The following is a 19,621-nucleotide window of genomic DNA, read 5'->3' on the forward strand; positions in this document are numbered from 1 at the left end:
AGGGCAAACATAAAATTACTGTTTGCTAAAATTAATGGATTTAGCACATAAAAAAGCACGGAATTTGACGAAGAACCTTTTTTATTTCATAGAGATGCTGAATTCAAATTATAAATGCAACACCGACTTATTTCACTGGGACAATTATTCTGCCATTGCATCATAATATTAAATATTCGGTAGGAAAAATGTGATTTTTTACTAAAAGTTCGGTAGGAAAAATGTAGTCTTTGTTGAACTACCATTAAATAATACGACAAATGGCACAAAGTTTACAACTCGCATCACAGCTCACATTAGCCGAGTTACCTTATATTTTAGGAATATCCCTATAAGATATACCAATTATTGCATCATCGTATCATATTCCGCGATTTTCTCCTTACATAAGCGTTCAGTAACATCTCTCAGAATATCTACACGGGGAATAAGGTATTCCAGTTGTTCTTGTGAAATACTGAAATCTTTGTTATAGCGAGCTTCTATGTAAGAACGACACAATAAATCAAAGCATTCTTTCTCTGTATCTGTATTTTGAGGGAAGACAGTAGTTAAGTCCATAGAAAAACGCTTTACCATCCCACCAAGTTCTTTGATTTTATGACTCTTCGGACGATAGTTCGTAAAGACCATCAGAATACAATTATAAAGTTTCTCACATGTCTGGTGAAGCAGAAATGCAGAAATTTTATTTTGTTTCTTAGGCAAATAAAATTCATTCACTCCTTCCAAAAGCCCGCAAGCATATGGATATAATTCATCAAATTCTTTTTGCGCAATATCCCGAATCTCCTTAAAACTCAACTTCCGTGGTTTAGCCAATTCGTGTTTGCCACTATCGTAAAGCATAATACCCTCCTTTACTATATCCGTAAAGAAATACTGGCTGACTTCCAAGTTACGGTTTACTGTATTAATATGCTCTACTATAAATTGTGGGAATGCATGACGGCGGTTTGCAAATAAGTCATGATATTTATTAGTAATACGATAGAGTTTTTCTTCCACTTGTTTAGTAGGTCCGGTTATGACGACAAGAATATCATAATCACTCTGATAGGAAGTATGAACACCAAATTCTATATTACTGTCCCATAAAACATAATTTCCCCTTGCATAACTTCCGAACAGGATAACCATCTGACAATTCCCGATGCTTTTACGCACTAAATCCAGCAAGACGGTCAATTCTTCCTGTGTCCGTTTGGGTAAACGTTTTATAGACTTTTTCATTATCATTCTTATTTGTAACTTTACAAAGGTACAAACTTTACCATACCCTAGCAACAGAGATACAAAAAAACTTATAATAAAGTATTTTTTAATTTGATTCTTATATTTAAAACAGAATCCAAACAATAAAAGAAACATCTGAATCCTGTTTTCTCATTTACACAAAATATTTTATAGTGCCATAATGTATATACTGATATGTTCATTCAATTGTGTTGCATTACATATTTTTAGATGTTTTTATTCAATTGTGGATGCAAAAGAACTGAATCTTATTGAAAACCAATTTCCTATTCGCTAACTTTTTTGATTGCCTTATAAATCTCACTATAAGAATCACGACCTTTATATTTTTCAGCCAGCTCACATGCCTTATCCATCTTTGAGTCTGCAAGCATATCTCTTACCCATTTGTCTTTTTCAAGATACTTGCGTGCCTTATCGTATGTTGGCAGATATTGCTTTAATGTTCTTTCAGTTGCAGCTGAATCTTGAAAATGTCGGCAAGTGTCCTCAAAGTGAAGCAAGAACCAGTACTCTATTGATTGCAAACTGTCACACAAAATCACATTGGCATTATTCTCGTATTTCTTTTTGAGCGCTGTCATTTTCCTGTTTTCCGCATCGGAGCGTCTGCTAACATCGGCATCAAAAACACATATCACAAAAACGTCTTCATCCAAAAGTTCCTTGATTCTCTTTTCAATCTTCTCAATGCTATTGTTTTCAAACAGACGTGGAGAAATAGAGTATCTATAACCAAGCAACTTCTTCAAATGGCTGAAATAGAATAATTCAGTCAATCCTTCACCAACAATATGAATAACCTGTCTGGTTGGTGTATTCTTTCTAACTTTTCTCATAAAGTTACATGATTATAGGTTAGGGACTGCACCGAATTTACCGAACTTATATGCCTTCTGAAGAGAACTAATTCTGTTCAATCCTTTGAAATCTGTCAGAGGGTAAAGCATACTTGATCCATCTGTATTCTTTTCCGTAAACCAGATATTATCTTTTCTAAGCAAATCTTCTTCGCCCAACAACCCGTCATAATGCGTGGTTAACAACAGTTGAGCCTGTTGGGATTCTTTCAGGAAATGTTCAATAATATATTCTATCAACTTGGGGTGAAGTGAGGATTCTATCTCATCGACTGCAAGAAAAGCATTTCTCTCAAGAATCTTTTGTACTTGAGCAGCCAAACCAAACGTACGAACAGTACCGTCTGACTCAAACAACTCAGGAAACTCGTAATAATCATTGTTTCCATACTCTGAAGAAACCCTATGTTGATACAGGGTATAATTAACCAACCCTTTCTTCGTTTCCTGCTCTTTGGATGTAATATTGGAGATATTGAAATCCGCTTCCTGTAAATACCTCAAAATATAATCTTTTGCAGATTCTTCCTTAATCGATTCTTCGGCATAACGGCTCAATGATGATGTAGGTACGATGGCAGGCATCACCTGATTTGTCAAGTACTGAAGAACTGTTTCCACTTCTGCAATATGTGTATTAACCTGCATGTAAGCAGCAAAAACAGACATATTATGTAGACATTTTAAGTTTATCTCTTCATTAACAGCTTGAGCAACCTTGATTTTCTGCCCGAATTTGATAACAGATACATTATTTTCAGTATTCCTTTCAAAGATAGAAGCCGGCTGCTGGCTTGGATAATAAATCAAAGTCTCCTTTGCAACATGTGATCTGTCCAAAGCAACGGAATATACATAACGAGTCGCTTTCTCTCCATTCATCAAATAAAATGAAATAGAAAATTCAGACAATTGCCCCTGCCTGGTTTTATCCAAAAGAAATGGAATCACCTGAATTTGTTCAGCTTTATTTAGCGGAGTGTAAGTAATAAATGATTTAATATAATCACAGACCTTAATAATATTACTTTTACCGGAAGCATTTGCTCCATAAACCACAGCAATTTTCAACAGTCTCACATCCTCAGCCAATTCGACTACGTGATATGATTCCATATCTTTACTACTATCAGCTTCAAAACTTAATATAGCCTCATCTCTGAATGAGAACATGTTCTTGAACTTTATTTCCGCTATCATATTATCTATTTTTCCACAAAGATAATAATAAAGCCCATAAATCATATATTAGATTTGATTATTCGCAATTTCCATGCAAATAATCTAATCTAAAGCGCAAATAATGAACGGCGTTTTAATTCATAGGAATATAATTCCCCAATTTCATCTTATTTATAACCTCACAAAGGTACGAACTTTGCCATCCCTAAACAACAGAGATAGAAAAGAACTTACAACAAAGTCTTTTCAAAATTTCTCCAACACTTCCATCATTGCCGGACGGCGTTTATATTTTATCCGAAATTCCGCTACTATGTTTTTCACCGCGGTCTGTCCTCCCTTTAGTTTATGTATGCCCGGTAACACTTGTGCGATAAATTCATAATTCCTCCGTCCCATTTTCCGTTCGGCATAGTCATTCAACGAAGAAGTATACATAGCAATCAGCTGTTCCGAATGAGTATCCTTCAAATAATGAGCATACCGCATCAATGCTTCCAGTTGATCGAATCTAGTTGATGACAACAAGGTGAACAAACGCTCATTATCCTGTTCTTTCACATAGATATCAGCTTCAGCACTTCCACCGAAAGAAAAATAGTTACTAAATTCTGTTTCCTTCATCATCGTATCCAAAAAACTCTTCCATTGTTCTTTCGGAATCAGAGTTTTGAGTTTACTGTAATATGTCAGTTTATCCCTGCCTGTCACAAACAATAGACGACATGTATCAATTACTTCGGAAGTCCGGTTGGTCATCTCGTAAATCTTCAGTTTTATTTCCAACCATTTACTATCGGTACCGGGATATGTCTCTTCTTTCGCCATCTCAATTCCTTCATCCAGTAAACGGATGGCTTCATCGTATTGGCAACGGACAATCAATTTTTCAACCTCCATCTCCCGTATTTCAGTCAGATAAAGATATTGGCGAATCGTTTCATTCGCTTTTTGCTCTTCATTCTGCTCCAATAATAAATTGACTTTGCGAAGAACTAACTGATATAAATCATAAGTGCCCTTTCTTGTTTCAAGAAGTCCATCAATCAATTCCAAGGCTTTTTCTGTCGGTTGAATCGAAAGATTGATTTGCATCATAAGTTCATCTATATCATAGATTCCGTAATTTCGATAAATAGATATTTCAGCAATCTGACGTAATTCCTGTAGAATATCCGTCTTTTGTTTCTGAGTTGTTTTAGGATGTCCAACCACTTTCATGAGTAAGTCTCCTGCGTGCTCACAATAAAGGGAAGTGCCAAAGTCATCATCTTCGTCAGCATATAGTAATTCATCCTCATAATTTTCACCGATAGAACGAAGTGTTTGAAGAGCTATGGCAATAGTACTATCCATATCTCCCAGACTCAAAAAGAAGTCTGCTTTCTTCAGAAAAATATCCATTCGATTGAAAACAGTTTCCCAATCACGACTGTAATCATTATAACGATTATAATAACGCGACTTTTTATTGTCACCGGAACTATTAAAAAGCTTTTGAATCTCCATTCTATAATCTTTTCCCTTTGATGTCGAAGACGATTCCTTGAATATAAAACGCTTCAAAAGCGCTGCCTTAAATTCCGGATTCGTTGAGGCATATTCACTGATAAATGTAGAAAGTTCCTGGGGATTAATGAATGACAGCAATTGCTTGATGTCCACATCAGGTAGTACCACCTCTTCTTCTTTTTTAACTATCCTCATTTTTGAAATACTTTATATATCCTTCTTGTTCATACGCCTTCCCATATTTATGAATCATCGCCACCAATGGTCTTAAACGTTCGTCAGAAACCAACATAGCCCTATAGCGCAAATACTGATTATCATAAAGCTGCCGATTTCCGTCCTTTAGGCGTTTCTCCACATCCGCAGGAATGAAAAATTCCGAACGATTGCCCAAATTTACATAGAATTCATTTAAAAAGATAGAAATGCCAGCCAAATCGATGTCTCCGAAATGAATATAGCGGTTGGGGATTATCTTTAGCCAATTACACAAATCCTTCGATTGCGGGTAACGGGATACGAAAAGAACTTTCATTCCTTCAAACAAATACTTTTGGGCACGGATATGCTGGAAATTCTCTCCATTCTCTATACCCACTACTACAACATCTTCAGGAATACGGAAATCTTCGTAATCCTGCATGAAGATGGAAGTGCCTTGCAAGGGAGAAAGCACACATGGTTCACCATGAAGAGTTGCTTCTATAGGCTCATAACAATTGAGAAGAAAACCTTTGAACGTACGGGTATATCTCAGTTTAGAGTCCCCCGCCTTCGCCACTTGCTCCGAACGTGATACTTCATCCGGACAGTTCCTCATCTCAATCCAATCTTCCAGCTCCATGCCGGAAGTATAATTCTGAGCAAGATAAATACGGCAACCTTCCGGGTCAATCATACGAAAACTACGCATACTCCCTCGGGGAACAATAGTGATGATTCCCTCATCCATTAATCTATTCGCTATCAGTCCAGCAAACTTTGTGTAAGGTACGAGCTCGCCGCCCAGCATTTTCAGGATCTGTCTCGCCATTGCCAATGTAAATAAACTACCACTCATTTTTCTATCTTATTATAGGTCAACAATGGGACAACCTGTGTATTTGACCGCCCGTCCTTACTCAGCAAATAGGTATATCGATAGTCCTCCACATTATAAGTAGTGGGAGAACTGTTTACCAACAATATATTCCGGCAATTGGCAAAATCCAGAATGCCTTTCACATTGTTGGGATGTAACTTGCCTATTTCATCCATCATGCAATGGATTTTAAAGTCACCGAACTTACGCGACGCCTTTTCCTTGAACACATTAATCAGCATGATATTGACCATTGCTTTCACCAGAATGTCCGTGCCGTCAGAACCTACGTTGGCAATCTTCTCTACCCATCCCGTGTCGTTATCATTCTCTTTCACGCGGAACTCCAGTTTGAATGTATCGGCAAGCGCTAACCGTCTGCGTCCCGGCTCGTCGAGCAGGAATTTCATAAACGACAGCAAATGCCGGACAGCCGTTGCATTGACATCTTCACGGGAAGCCTGCGAGAACAAGTCAACCTTTCCCATATTATATTGGTTCTCATCACAAAACCTCTTAATTTCCAGCAATAACTGCATCAGTTTATCGCTGCTCTGAAGCGGACGAAGTGCTATTTCCTTGATTACTCCGGCAAAATTCCGCTTGACAAAATCATCGTTGATATCCTTTATGGTTCTGTGTATCTCGCTTTCATTACGGGTCAGTCCTCCCACTTCCTGCGAAATCCGGCGGATTATATCCGTATACCGTTCACTGATATGTTTCTGATAATCGGAAATCTTATCATTATCCACAAACTCGCACAGATTGGAAGCGAAATCATAGTAATCCTGTTCTCCAACCAGTTCCGTACGGAAATGGAACGTGTTTTTTGACGAGAAGTTTCCATTGAACTGCGTCACCGCTTTCTTGAATTCGTCTGTTTTTTTGATGGTGGATACGATGAGAGACTTCAATTCTTCCACTATAACATCGCAACTTTTCCGGGTAGGCTTCTCTCCTATTTCCGTCACAGAAGGCGGACAGAAAGTTTCATCTTTCCGGAACATATCCACTTTTTTCAATCCGTCCTCCAGCAGATGCAATTCCTTGCCAATCCGGTCGAGATGCTCGTCTGCCCCTTTTTTCTGAAGCTGCAACTTCTCCTTCTTCAGAGCGAAACGTTCGTCCAATGCAACCAGCTTCGCATCCAGTTCTTTCTTCCGGCTTCGTGTAGCAGGTTCCTTATCAAACAGTTCCGCCTTGTCTCTTTCATAATAAAGAACTTGCGGACGGGATTTGCTGATAAATTCCAATTCTTTATTTATTTCGGCAAGCCTGTCGTCATACTTGCGGATAGTGACCGTATCAGCACCCTTTCCGTTCAGTTCATTCTCCTGTGCCTGTTTCAGTTCCTTGTCCCGCTCCGCAGTCTGTTGTTTCATCCGGTCTATCTCTTGCTGAACGCCTGCAACAAATTCCTCCAGTTCCTTCCGGAGTTCCGTCCTGCTGTCATTATACACTTTCCGGCAGGCTTTCAACAGTTTTTCCCGTTCATCCAAATACTTCTGCTTCTCTCCTTCCGCCACATAGAGACGGTGTCCGATTTCATCCAGTTGTGCCTTCAATTCTTCAGTACATCCTCTTTTCCATTCCTCTTCCTTCGTCTTCCATGAGGCGTAATCAGCCTGCAAATTCTTCAATTTTGCAGGAATCTGCATTCGCTCGGCTTCCATCAGATGTTGTTCTTCCAGAATACCATGTATTTGCTTCGAATACTTCTTCTCCAAAGAAGAAACTGCTTCCCCCTCTTCTTCCGCTAGTCGGGTGAGACGGTCGGTACAAAGTTGCCGGGCAGTTTGTTGCCTGTCACGTTCCTGCTTCATTTCTTCGGGAGTGCGGACAGAACGCTCGATGGCTGCCAGATTGAGTGAAACGCCGAACAGAGTAGACTCCTTATTCACTAATTGAGGTTGCAGTTCATTGTTGTACAACACCAGTTCCTCATCCGCCACCTTGCCTATCGTCTCCTGCCAATCCGGTTTGTTCTTCTCCAGCCACTCGCACAACGAACCTTTTCGTTTCTCAATCAGGGCATCCAATGTTTGCAACTGTTCTTCAATCGCGCTCCGCTCTTTGCGGACAGACTCCATCTTTGTCTGAAATTCCCATTTCAATTCTTTCACTTTCCATTCACACTCCTGTCTCAACTGCTTTATTTCTCCTTGCTGCTGACGGATGCCAAGTTCCAGTTCCTTGTCCTTTTTGCGCAGTTCGTTGATGCCGTCTTCACAATCGGACATTTCCTTTTGGTGGGGATGCTCGTATTTCACCTTTTGAAGTTTCAGGTTACACTGTGCCTGTTCATCGCGCAACTGCCGGATACGATTATCCACCGTCTGTACTTTCTCTTCTTGTGTCGTCCTTACTTTTTCCTCTTCCACACGAAGTTGTTGCATCAATTCCTCCTGCTTACCGCCAATCTCCGCATTCCGGACATTTATCCGTGCCTGCTGACTATTCTCAAAAGTATGGAAATCTGTTTCCAGTTTCTCAAACAGCAACCGGTACTTACTCAATACATCCTCATAAGCCCTTGTCAGTTCCGATTTCATACTCCGGACTTGTTCCAGTTCCTGAATCAACAGTTCTTCGCAAGATACCCGTTTGATGATTTCTTCAATCTGCATCTGCTCGTAATGCAGACGTTTCTCACGTATCTTTTTGAGTAAGTCGTTTATTACACCTATCTCCGTAATCAAGCCATCACGCTCTTTGGTGTACTTTTGTTGCAGTTCACCCATAAGCCGCAGCAACCGTTCACGTTCCGTCTCCGCTTTAGCCAGTTCTTCCTTCACCAGCGGAATCTCATGCAAAGCCCGTTTCTCCGCAAAGTTAAGTTCCGCACGCCCTTCAGCAATCTGCTTTTGGGTATAAATCAAGTCACGATAGGCATTCATTACTTTCTCCGCCATCTTCCGGACAGGCACTTCTCCATTCTTATTCTTTGTAAACCAAAGCATCACGTCCCTGTATTCCTGCTCGAATTCCTTTATCTGGCTACGATAGAAGTCTAAATCGACAGAGATATCCTCATCACTCATCGAACGGATAATGGTATCTTTTATAAAATCGGCATCCAATTTGGAATTTAAAAAGACGTTCTGTATGGTACGGGGAATATTCTGATATTTTGCACTTTCCACAATGGCAAACTTGCGGTAGGGTATCATTTCATGCTTACGGTTATTACCGAAGATGATGTCCCGATACATTTCATAGCTAGTCACCTGTGCAGTAATCTGAATCTTCGCGCCGATGTGTTCGCGGATACGTCCCCATTCGGAATATACCACATTGTGTTCGTCAATGAACCAGTCCTGTTGGAATGGCGCATCAATAAAACGGAAAAATACGCGTCCTTGGGATTTGGCAGCCACCACACAGTAAGCGGCATTCTCACGCATCACTTCATAGACTATATAAGAATTGGCGTACGGGAAGTAAAAAGCATCGAAACTTTTCTTCTCCTTCGGAATGCCCAGTCTTAGCTTGTCAGCATTATAAAAGAAAAGGATGGCACGAAGCAGCGTACTCTTACCGACACCTTGCGTACCTATAAAATGTACGTTGCCATCCAATTTCACTTCCGCATAAGGAATATGGGCACTGTTCAGAAAAATAATCTTATTCAGGTATCTCATCTTGCACCTCCTCTGAAATTGTGATACAATCAACCAAGTCTTCCATATAATGGAAAGCCGACAAAACTTTATATGTCCCGTCGAGTTCGTTTTCTTTCTCTATCAGTCCTATGCTCTCTAATTCTTTCAGCAGTTTGCCGACTACTTCATCATATTTCTTCTTATCCGAAAACAGTTTGGTCGCCTTTTCCTTCAGTTCGATATCGCACCCTATCTGAATCTCAATATCGGCGGCACGGAACAGGAATCCCGGGCCGAATGCCGAATGATAGGTTTTCAGGAAACTCAGGTAATCAATCCACTTCTGAATCGCCTCCAGTTTACGTTCCAAATCGACTTTCGATTCCTTGCGGGTAAAGTAGTAATAACCGTCACCGCCTTCCAGATAGAAGCCGATACCTTTGTAATAATCATAATAATCAGGTAAATCTTCCTCAATGGCATCATACAAGCGTTTTACTTGGGTAGAGACACTGTTAGAAGAAATGAATCCCCCTTTGCTAAGTATATTAAATATCTCTTCAGTGTATTTCATGGTCATCTGTTTTTAGTATTCAGCATACGTCATTTGGCATATATGATAGGGTATTCCACTTCGTCGGAGATTTCATAAGTATCCGTAAAGCGAAGTTCGTCGGCATACTGTGATGCCAGTTGGCAGAAAAAGATTAATTTCTCTCCACGTGTCACCTCTTTCCGGTAGCGATAGTTCATCACAAAAAAGAACAGATGGGTGCTGGATGCCATAAATGAATTATGCACTTCCTGCAGGTTTACGGTATCTATCATTTGCGACTGCCCATCCAGATATCCTTCCGGAATGGCATCTGCCAGTTGTTTCATTCCTTTCGGAGAATTCTTCTGTCGGGCGACAAGTTTCTTCAATATCTGAAAAGCCTCGTCGGAAGTCCGTAGATTATCAATGGAAAGTTTGATACGATAGCCGACCTGCGGCTCCATCCAAACAGGGTTCTTTTGCGCGGCAACAGAACGGATGCTTGTATGTTCTTCCAACAGGAACTGGTCTTTCAGGTACTTCAGTTTCTTTACTTTTTCAAAGATACGGTTCTGATAATCTATCAGGTTCAGATAATGGATGATTTGCTTTTGGATTTCAATCAGGTTATGGTATGAGTCATTCAACTGGAGTTTTACGTCACTCACCACATTACGCATCTGCACATCCATCGCCACCCGAAAGAAAGTAGGCTGTCCATAGTCTATCAATTCCTCGCTTTTACGAATCAACAGGGCTATATTGTTCCGTTTCTCGTCAAGCCGGACGAGTTTGGTTTTCTTTATCTTGTAATTAGGTTCGTTCTTATAGGTGTTATCCATATTCCGCTTCAAGTCCATCACGTTACGGACGGTAGTCAGAGCTATATTTTTCAGGCAGCGTTTCACTTCCCGTTGATAGTTGTACTTGCGCTGTTCGTTATTTTCCTTCAAGTAATAATCAATGTTTTCATTCAGCCGTGTCAGGTAATCCTGTACGAAAGAGACATTGATTTCTTCATTTACTTCGAGCACATCTTCAAAGAACTTCAGATAGATGTCTTCCATTTCGAGAAAATCGCCGGTATCCCGGATCACTCCGTAGTCTATCAAATAGCGGATGCGCTCTTCTTTGTACTCGGTCATTTCAAGTGCATAATCATAGCGGAACGAAAGAGACTTCCGCTTTGAAAACATTTCTTTCAGGAGTTCTTTCTCCCGGTCGAGACTTTTGACCAGTTCTTCTATGGAACGAAAAGTGCTCATATTAGTTTTGTCTTTTAATAACGATTACTTCTTCAATAGATCTCTATTGCTAAGAACTTTGCAAAAAACAAAGCCTTACAAAAATAATACAAATGAAATAACAAACCTAATTTAACTGTTAAGATTTTTATTATTTATGCGAATCAGTAGTTAGGATGACAGATATTTGAACCCAAAAAGCATCAGAGTAGTTGTATCTTTTGTGGTACCCACTTCTACAACATCCCTATCAACGGCTATTTCGGCAGCAATATCTGTTACCATACCGATAATCGGCCTTATCTGTACTATCTTCACTTATCATATTGAATTAATGTAAGATTTGATAGGTGTAGATGCTTCTTCGCAAGTGATATATTTCAAATAAATGTATAGTGATTTATATAGAATGGATGAGTTCAATAAGAACTTAGTTTATTATTCCTTTTATATTCATTTCGTTTCATAGGCTATAACCCGTATACATTTATAGTTCCTATTCTAAATCGGGGCAAATATATGTATATTATTTATTAACGCCAAAAGATTTAATAAAAATATTTTCTATATGGATAATACATATACAAAAATACACCTTATATAAAACGTGTACAAGAAAGCATCCGGCGTCTCCGGTCGGGTAGCAAAAGAGTCGGGTTTTAAATTCATATTTCGGTGTTTTCAAAATCCCAAGTCCTGATTCACTCTGACAATCCATGGTATTACAAAAGCATTAGTTCTTATTGAACTTATGCAAATATTTAATTAACCCTTATTTATTAACTAAAAAGTAATACTAATGAAGAAAAACATCCTTTTGCTGATGTTGTGCTTATTCAGCTCTATAGGAGTTGTGGCACAAACAAAATCTATTAGCGGGTTGGTGACGGATGCCACTGGTGAGCCGATCATTGGTGCGAGTGTAATCGAAGTAGGTACTACAAATGGTACTATTACCGACCTTGACGGTAAATTTACATTAAACATGAATCCGAACGGAAAAATTAAAATTTCGTACGTCGGATATCAGATGCAGACCATCGAACTCAAAGGAAAAACTTCGGTTCGAGTTCAATTGAAAGAGGATTCGGAGATGCTGGATGAAGTAGTTGTGACTGGTTATGGCGGAAAGCAGTTGCGTACCAAAGTAACCAACTCCATTTCCAAAGTAAAGGAAGAGACATTGAAACAAGGACTATACAGTAATCCGGGACAAGCATTGTCAGGAGCGGTTGCGGGTTTGTCCGTAAGCCAGACTTCCGGTAATCCGGGCAGCACGCCGACTTTGGTGCTTCGTGGTGGTACGAACTTTGACGGTTCGGGTTCTCCTCTTATCCTAATTGACGGGCAGGTGCGTTCTTCTTTGAGTGATATCAACCCTGATGATATCGAATCAATGGAAGTCCTGAAAGATGCCGGAGCAACAGCTATTTACGGTGCCCGTGCCAATGACGGTGTGATTCTTGTCACCACCAAACGCGGAAAGAGCGGTAGGGCGGAAGTCAACCTGAAAGCGAAGTTCGGCTTGAACTATTTCAAGAATTCTTATGAGTTCCTTGATGCCGGAGACTATATTTATTGGATGCGCATGGGATATAAGAACGCTTATACAGGCGATATGAAACATCCGGACGGAAATGCTGTCAAAGCATGGTCTTCTCTCAGTGGATTGACTAGCGCCACTCCTTACGGTACAGGTAATGCCTATTTTGCAAGTGACGGAGTGACTCCTTTGGATGGAAACAAAACGACCTCTGCTATTTGGAGTACAATGAAGTATGCGGATAACCTGGCATTTTTGCTCGATCAGGGTTGGCAAACGATGATTGACCCTATATACGGCGATAAACTTATTTACAAGAACACCAATATTGCGGATTTCAACGTGCAGACTCCTGCGTTTTCACAAGATTACAATTTGAGTGTAAGCGGTGGTAATGAGAAGGGAAGCTATTATGCCGGACTAGGTTATAATAAGAGTGACGGTACTGCATACGGTAACTGGTACAAGCGTATCACTTTCACCTTCAATGCTGATTATAAGTTGAAAGAATGGTTGACTTCCAGTTCCAGTTTTAACTTTGCAGACGCTACGTGGAATGGTCTGCCTGCCACCCAGACAGCCGAGGCCAATTACTTCTCACGTTGTTTGTCCTTGCCGCCTACTTTCCGCGGCTATAATGCGGATGGGGAAATGTTGCTGGGCCCTAACTCGGGAGACGGTAACCAACAATATAATTTTGATAAATTTGTCCGTGACCAAAACACAGACAAATTTACAATGAACCAGTCCTTTACTATTGATTTTATGAAAGGGCTGTCACTAAAATTAGGCGCAATCTGGTATTATCAGGAAGAGAAAGTTGAAAGTTTTAATAAAGACTATTTGAGTTCTCCGGGTAACAAGGTTACATCACGCGGCACTTCCGCCTCTTATGACCGCACGTTGGATCAGACTTATAACGCTGTATTGAATTATAATTATCAGATTAACAAAGATCATTATCTGGATGCAATGGCCGGTTTTGAGTATTATGATTCTTACAACAAAGGTTTCAATGCATCCGGTTCGGGCGCTCCGACCGACGACTTTATGGATTTACAATACACTACAAAAGAAGAAGGAAAACGCTCCATTGACTCCTGGCATTCCCGCCAGCGTATCATGTCTTTCTTCGGGCGTGTGAACTACGATTATCAATCAAAATATTTGCTGTCATTAGTTCTCAGAAAAGACGGATATTCAAAATTAGCTAAAGAAAACCGTTGGGGAGTATTTCCCGGTGTATCTGCCGGTTGGGTTTTCAGCAAGGAAAAATTTATGGCAAACACAAGCGATATACTTTCATTTGGTAAATTACGTGCAAGTTTCGGCCTGAACGGTAATGTCAACAAGAACTTTGTAGGCAATTATACTGTACAAGGCTCATATGGCAGTAACACATATAATGGTGTTACAGGATTCCTGTTGGGGAGCATTCCTAATCCATACTTGATGTGGGAGAAATCCAGAACTTTTGAAGTCGGACTTGATTTGGGATTCCTCGAAAATCGTATTAATGCCAATTTGACTTATTATAATCGTCTGACTAGCGATAAATATGCCAATATCACCGTACCTTCCACATCGGGAGTCGGTTCTGTGGTTTCCAATAATGGAAAGTTCCAGAATCAAGGTTTCGAGTTTGAACTGGCTTTCCGTATCATTGACCGGAAAGACTGGAAATGGAATTTGAACTGGAACGGTGCACTCAACAGGAACAAGGTCGTAGCTTTACCGGACAACAGCTTGGAACGTAACCGGCAGGATGCATATCAGGTATATACCGGTAATGGTGACGAGAAGATGTGGGTAGGCGGCTATCAAGAGGGACAACGCCCGGGCGACTTGTACATGTTTGTTGCCGAAGGTATCTATAAATCGCAGGATGAGATACCGGCAGGATTGATTGATATTACTTCCGGTAATAATGGTTCGACCGGCCGACCTTTGTATGGAGGAGCGGAAGGCTATAATAAATTGTCGGATAGTCAAAAGGAGAATGCATTGCCTATTCAGCCGGGGGATGTGAAATGGAAAGATGTCAACGGAGATGGAGTGATTGACAATTATGATATGGTGAAAGTCGGTAATACGGTGCCGAAATGGACAGGAGGTTTCAATACTACTGTGAGCTGGAAAGACTTGACATTATCAGCACGTTTTGATTATGCTTTGGGCTTTAAGGCTGTAGACTGGAAATCAATGTGGATTATGGCTTGTGCACAAGGTACCTACAATACTATCCAAGAAACGAAGGACACCTGGACACCGGATAATCCGAACGCAAAATATCCTACTTACGTTTGGGCGGATCAACTGGGGAAGAGAAACTATTGTCGTAGTTCTTCCATGTTTGTATATAATGGTAATTATCTGGCACTTCGCGAGTTGTCACTTACCTACCGCTTACCGTCCATTTGGGTGCAAAAGGCTAAACTAAGTAACGTGGAATTGTCTGTGACGGGACAAAACTTAGGCTATCTGACGGAAGCGAAGCACCTGTTTTCACCTGAGAAGGCAGATAACAACGGGGGATATCCGTTGCCGCGTACTGTGATTTTTGGAATCAACGTTTCTTTCTAACATATAAAAAAGACAGATTATGAAAAAAATAATATACATCATTTCTTTATTTATATCTACTGTCCTTTATACATCGTGTGATGCTTTGGATCTGGCTCCCGAGGATTATTTCGGAAGTGGGAACTATTGGAATAATGAAGCACAGGTAGATGGATATATGACAGGTATGCATTCTCAACTGAGGAGTTATTATGATATGTTCTATGTTTTGGGAGAAGTCCGTGGCGGAACACAACGTGTGGGAACTTCATCCGAGAATACGAGTTTGAATTATGCCAACTTGCGTTCAAATGTAATTGACCAGGATAGGCCGGGCATTAGTAACTGGTACGGTCTTTATTCTCCAATCATGCAAGTCAACCATTTTATTCAGAAAGTAGAGAATGAATGCAGCTTTTTGGATGACACAAACAGGAAACATTATCTGGCTCAGGCTTATGGATTAAGGGCGTTGTACTATTTTATGCTATATAAAACGTATGGTGGGGTACCCGTCGTAACCGAAGTTGAATTGCTGAACGGCAAGGTCACGGCTGATAAATTCTATGTGGAACGTGCGACAGCAGAGGCAACACTCGAATTTATAAAAGGGGATATCCGGAAGTCAGAGGATAATTATGCTGATGTGACAGTGGCGAATGATTATGATAAGACGATATGGTCTAAAGCGGCTACTTTGATGCTGAAAGCCGAAATATATATGTGGTCTGCCAAAGTGACCATTACCGGGCATACCGCTACCGGAACAACAGATTTGAAAGTGGCCCAGTCTGCTTTGAATCAGATTATAGGTAAATTCGAGTTGTTGTCTGACTTTGAGAAGGTATTCAGTACTGCCAATCGCAATAATAAAGAAGTTATTTTCACTTTACATTTTGCTGATGGTGAAGCGACCAACTGGGGAGGACAATTCCTGTATCAGGATGCTGTATTTATCGGTCAGGTATATGGACGTGACAGTAAGCGGATAGAGACGGATACATTGAACTTAAAGGGGACTGGCGGTGTATTCCGGCATGAATATACTCATGCTTTCTGGTCTGCTTATGATGAAAAAGATACCCGTCGTGACGCTACATTCCTGGAGTATTATACTCAAGAGGATAAAGATCCATCAAGTTTCGGATGTGTATTGAAAAAATGTATCGGTTCGATCAACTCTAATAATAACCGGATTTATGATACGGATGTCATTGTGTACCGTTATGCGGATGCTTTGCTTATGATGGCTGAGGTTGCGAACGGATTGGGAGAATCATGCAGTACATATATTAATAATGTGCGCAAACGTGCTTATGGTGACGACTATGCCGGACACGAATATACTGACGGTAGTTTTGAGGAAAACGAATTGGCTATATTGCATGAACGTGATAAGGAATTTGTATGGGAAGGTAAAAGATGGTTTGATGTTGTACGTATGCAGGACGCTTCTCATAATTCGTTAGTATTCTCGGCGACAGCCAATTATCCGGCTACTTCTCCTTTGATTAACACGAATGAAAAGCATAAACTTTTATGGCCGGTGGATATTAACACGATGAATATCAATCCATTGTTAGAACAAACGCCGGGATATGAACAGGAATAGGTATTAAGATTGTAGTTTTTTACAGTTAACGACATTGAGTCCGTTTTAAAAGGTTAGCAGCAGCTTCGAAAGCAAACTAACTTTTTAAAGCGGACTTAATTTTTAAATCAATAATTATGAAATATGTATATTTACTTCTATCGTAACCATTCCTTTTCTGAAAAGTGCAAGAATAAATTTGGGAGTACAATTATCGAATAAGAATTTGTTCCTAAAATTAGTATTCATATCTTTGTGTCTCCCAATAGAAAAAATAGAAACCTATTAAAAGAGAATATTAATTATGCGTTCATTCATTGTGTTTCTTTGTTTAATTCCCGTCCTGCTATTTTCTTGCCAGAGTGTTTCCCTTGAGACACAATTGAAAGAGGCGATCAAAGATAAGAAAGCTGAAATTGGCATTGCCGTCATCATAGATGGAAAAGATACGATAACCGTTAATAATGATACTCATTATCCTTTGATGAGTGTTTTCAAGTTTCATCAGGCGTTGGCGCTGGCTGATTATATGGGGAAACGCAATCAGTCGCTGGATACTCTGTTGACGGTGGAAAAATCGGATTTAAAGCCGGACACGTATAGTCCCCTACGGGATAAGTATCCGGAAGGGGGAATTGACATGAGTATTGCAGAGTTACTGAAGTACACCCTTCAGCAGAGTGATAATAATGCTTGTGATATTCTTTTTCATTATCAGGGCGGGCCGGATTCTGCGAATAAGTATATCCGGTCATTGGGGATTCAGGACTGTGAAATCACTCATACGGAAAATGATATGCATGAGGACTTAGACCTCTGTCACAGTAATTGGAGTACGCCGTTGGCTGCCGCAGAGTTATTGGAGATATTCCGTCGGGAACCATTGTTTGCAAAGGAGTATAAAGATTTTATTTATCAGACAATGGTAGAGTGTCAGACCGGACAGGATCGTTTGGTCGCTCCTTTGTTGGATAAGGGGGTGATAGTCGGACATAAAACGGGGACGGGAGATCGCAATGCCAAAGGACAACAGATTGGCTGCAATGATATCGGCTTTGTTGTTTTGCCTGACGGACATACTTACAGTATAGCTGTCTTCGTGAAAGATTCCGAAGAGAGTTCTCCGGAAAACAGTAAGATTATTGCGGATGTTTCACACATCGTTTACGAATATGTGATGAAGACAGTAAAATAAAGAGTTATAACGATAAAGAATAAAATCAGATTTAAAATGAAACTGCATCATATCGCCATTTGGACTTTTCGCCTGGAAGAATTGAGAGAGTTCTATATCCGCTTTTTCGGTGGAAAAAGCAATGAGAAATATGTTAATCCCAAGAAGGGATTCGAGTCTTATTTTATATCCTTCGATGAAGGGCCTTCTTTGGAGTTAATGAGCCGGCCGGATGTACAGAATACGGCGGTGGAAGAAAACAGAGTCGGGCTGACACATCTTGCTTTCACTTTTCCCAGTCAGGCGGAAGTTCTTCGTTTCACTGAAGAGATACGTTCCGAGGGTTATTCCGTCGTAGGTGAGCCACGCACTTCGGGAGATGGTTATTTTGAAAGTGTAGTTCTCGATCCTGATGGGAACCGTATAGAGTGTGTGTACAAGAAAGAATCAGGAGAAGAGACGAAGACAGGAGAAAAAGCAGAAACCAATGAAACAATAACCCATACTCTTGAAACGGGGCGCTTGGTAATTCGTCCTTTTCAGGAAAATGATGCAGAAGCATTTTTCGCTTGTTGTCAGAATCCTAATCTTGGGAATAATGCCGGATGGGCACCCCATAAAACAATAGAAGAATCGCGTGAAATTCTTCAGAATGTGTTTATCGGACAAGAGAATGTCTGGGCAATAACACTGAAAGATACGCAACGGCTTATCGGTTCCGTCGGAATCATCCCCGACCCGAAGCGGGAGAATCCGCAGGTTCGTATGTTGGGATACTGGCTTGATGAAGCGTATTGGGGTAAAGGATATATGACGGAAGCGGTGCAGGCTGTACTCAACTACGGATTCAACGAACTGCAACTCAGCCTCATCACTGCCAATTGCTACCCGCATAATAAGCGGTCGCAACAAGTACTTGAACGAAATGGATTTATCTATGAAGGCGTACTCCATCAGGCAGAACTGACATACAATGGAAATATACTCGACCATTTGTGCTATTATCTTCCTAATATATGCCGGCCCATCCCGGAAGATTACGATGAGATTCTGCAAGTTTGGGAAGCATCGGTACGCTATACGCATCATTTTCTTACGGAAGAACATATTCAATTTTATAAACCCTTAGTTCGCAATCACTATTTGCCGACGGTAGAACTATACATCATCCGTAATGCCGGAGGGAGGATTGTAGCTTTCATGGGATTGAGCGACGAGTTAATCGAGATGTTATTCGTGAATCCCGGCGAGCAGGGAAAAGGATACGGCAAGCGGTTGGTGGAATATGCTATTCAGAAAAAGCAGATGGATAAAGTAGATGTAAACGAACAGAATGAGAAGGCACTCAGCTTTTATCTTCACATGGGGTTCCAAATCACCGGAAGGGACGAAACGGACGGCATGGGGAAACCTTACCCGATTCTGCATTTACAGTTGAAAGAAGCAAATACCACAACAAAGGGCTAACCCTCAAA

At 40.5% G+C, this 19,621-nt stretch carries 12 protein-coding genes and 1 pseudogene; 4 read left to right on the plus strand and 9 right to left on the minus strand.

Translation table 11 applies throughout. From position 1 onward, the window contains the following. Window positions 1-345: 345 nt before the first annotated feature. The 9 genes and pseudogenes from AB5443_RS16930 to AB5443_RS16970 all read right to left on the minus strand — a co-directional run bounded on the left by AB5443_RS16930 (window position 346) and on the right by AB5443_RS16970 (window position 11,594). Window positions 346-1,233 (minus strand): HEPN domain-containing protein, encoded by an 888-nt coding sequence (locus AB5443_RS16930; RefSeq protein ID WP_368113885.1) that lies wholly within the window; start codon window positions 1,231-1,233, stop codon window positions 346-348. A 290-nt stretch (window positions 1,234-1,523) separates the two neighbouring features. Then, window positions 1,524-2,096, minus strand: a complete 573-nt coding sequence (locus AB5443_RS16935) for an RloB family protein (protein ID WP_073347982.1) — start codon at window positions 2,094-2,096, stop codon at window positions 1,524-1,526. Window positions 2,097-2,108: 12 nt separating this feature from the next. Continuing rightward, a complete protein-coding gene (locus AB5443_RS16940) occupies window positions 2,109-3,317 on the minus strand; it encodes an ATP/GTP-binding protein (RefSeq protein WP_368113883.1) in 1,209 nt (402 codons plus the stop codon). Window positions 3,318-3,545: 228 nt separating this feature from the next. Continuing rightward, window positions 3,546-5,012: pseudogene (locus AB5443_RS16945) on the minus strand (hypothetical protein); the annotation flags it as partial. Beyond that, window positions 4,993-5,871, minus strand: coding sequence for a hypothetical protein (locus AB5443_RS16950; RefSeq protein ID WP_368113881.1), 879 nt, complete (start codon window positions 5,869-5,871; stop codon window positions 4,993-4,995). The gene AB5443_RS16950 and the pseudogene AB5443_RS16945, both read right to left, overlap by 20 nt. Continuing rightward, window positions 5,868-9,536 carry an ATP-binding protein gene (locus AB5443_RS16955; protein WP_368113880.1) on the minus strand — a complete coding sequence of 1,223 codons (3,669 nt, stop codon included), beginning with the start codon at window positions 9,534-9,536 and terminating at the stop codon, window positions 5,868-5,870. The genes AB5443_RS16950 and AB5443_RS16955 overlap by 4 nt, the downstream gene beginning before the upstream one ends. Further along, complete coding sequence (locus AB5443_RS16960) at window positions 9,520-10,071, minus strand: hypothetical protein (protein WP_004308256.1); 552 nt, start codon at window positions 10,069-10,071, stop codon at window positions 9,520-9,522. Before AB5443_RS16960 ends, AB5443_RS16955 begins: the two co-directional genes overlap by 17 nt. A 29-nt stretch (window positions 10,072-10,100) precedes the next feature. Next, the gene (locus tag AB5443_RS16965; protein WP_368113878.1) at window positions 10,101-11,297 is read right to left on the minus strand and encodes a hypothetical protein; all 1,197 of its coding nucleotides are present in this window, start codon (window positions 11,295-11,297) and stop codon (window positions 10,101-10,103) included. Window positions 11,298-11,447: 150 nt separating this feature from the next. Continuing rightward, the gene (locus AB5443_RS16970) at window positions 11,448-11,594 is read right to left on the minus strand and encodes a hypothetical protein (RefSeq protein ID WP_195408299.1); all 147 of its coding nucleotides are present in this window, start codon (window positions 11,592-11,594) and stop codon (window positions 11,448-11,450) included. Window positions 11,595-12,075: 481 nt separating this feature from the next. Between AB5443_RS16970 and AB5443_RS16975 the strand changes: the two genes are divergently transcribed. The 4 genes from AB5443_RS16975 (at window position 12,076) to AB5443_RS16990 (ending at window position 19,613) form a co-directional block, all read left to right on the plus strand. Then, window positions 12,076-15,402 carry a TonB-dependent receptor gene (locus tag AB5443_RS16975; RefSeq protein WP_195408300.1) on the plus strand — a complete coding sequence of 1,109 codons (3,327 nt, stop codon included), beginning with the start codon at window positions 12,076-12,078 and terminating at the stop codon, window positions 15,400-15,402. Window positions 15,403-15,421: 19 nt separating this feature from the next. Next, entirely contained in the window at window positions 15,422-16,993 is a 1,572-nt protein-coding gene (locus AB5443_RS16980) for a RagB/SusD family nutrient uptake outer membrane protein (protein ID WP_368113872.1), read from the plus strand. A gap of 283 nt (window positions 16,994-17,276) precedes the next feature. After that, window positions 17,277-18,167 (plus strand): class A beta-lactamase, subclass A2, encoded by an 891-nt coding sequence (gene bla, locus AB5443_RS16985; RefSeq protein ID WP_368113870.1) that lies wholly within the window; start codon window positions 17,277-17,279, stop codon window positions 18,165-18,167. A gap of 36 nt (window positions 18,168-18,203) precedes the next feature. Further along, window positions 18,204-19,613: a GNAT family N-acetyltransferase gene (locus tag AB5443_RS16990; RefSeq protein ID WP_368113868.1), complete on the plus strand. Its 1,410-nt coding sequence runs from the start codon at window positions 18,204-18,206 to the stop codon at window positions 19,611-19,613. The last annotated feature ends 8 nt before the right edge of the window (window positions 19,614-19,621 follow it).

Origin of the sequence: Bacteroides sp. RTP21281st1_H5_RTP21281_210402 (assembly GCF_040918965.1) — a bacterium.
Classification (GTDB): Bacteria; Bacteroidota; Bacteroidia; order Bacteroidales; family Bacteroidaceae; genus Bacteroides; species Bacteroides congonensis.

Coding starts and splice junctions, on each gene's coding strand:
- AB5443_RS16955 (WP_368113880.1), bottom strand. CDS start 9,536: ATGAGATACCTGAATAAGATTATTTTTCTGAACAGTGCCCATATTCCT.
- bla (WP_368113870.1), top strand. CDS start 17,277: ATGCGTTCATTCATTGTGTTTCTTTGTTTAATTCCCGTCCTGCTATTT.
- AB5443_RS16960 (WP_004308256.1), bottom strand. CDS start 10,071: ATGAAATACACTGAAGAGATATTTAATATACTTAGCAAAGGGGGATTC.
- AB5443_RS16930 (WP_368113885.1), bottom strand. CDS start 1,233: ATGAAAAAGTCTATAAAACGTTTACCCAAACGGACACAGGAAGAATTG.
- AB5443_RS16965 (WP_368113878.1), bottom strand. CDS start 11,297: ATGAGCACTTTTCGTTCCATAGAAGAACTGGTCAAAAGTCTCGACCGG.
- AB5443_RS16975 (WP_195408300.1), top strand. CDS start 12,076: ATGAAGAAAAACATCCTTTTGCTGATGTTGTGCTTATTCAGCTCTATA.
- AB5443_RS16990 (WP_368113868.1), top strand. CDS start 18,204: ATGAAACTGCATCATATCGCCATTTGGACTTTTCGCCTGGAAGAATTG.
- AB5443_RS16980 (WP_368113872.1), top strand. CDS start 15,422: ATGAAAAAAATAATATACATCATTTCTTTATTTATATCTACTGTCCTT.
- AB5443_RS16950 (WP_368113881.1), bottom strand. CDS start 5,871: ATGAGTGGTAGTTTATTTACATTGGCAATGGCGAGACAGATCCTGAAA.
- AB5443_RS16935 (WP_073347982.1), bottom strand. CDS start 2,096: ATGAGAAAAGTTAGAAAGAATACACCAACCAGACAGGTTATTCATATT.
- AB5443_RS16940 (WP_368113883.1), bottom strand. CDS start 3,317: ATGATAGCGGAAATAAAGTTCAAGAACATGTTCTCATTCAGAGATGAG.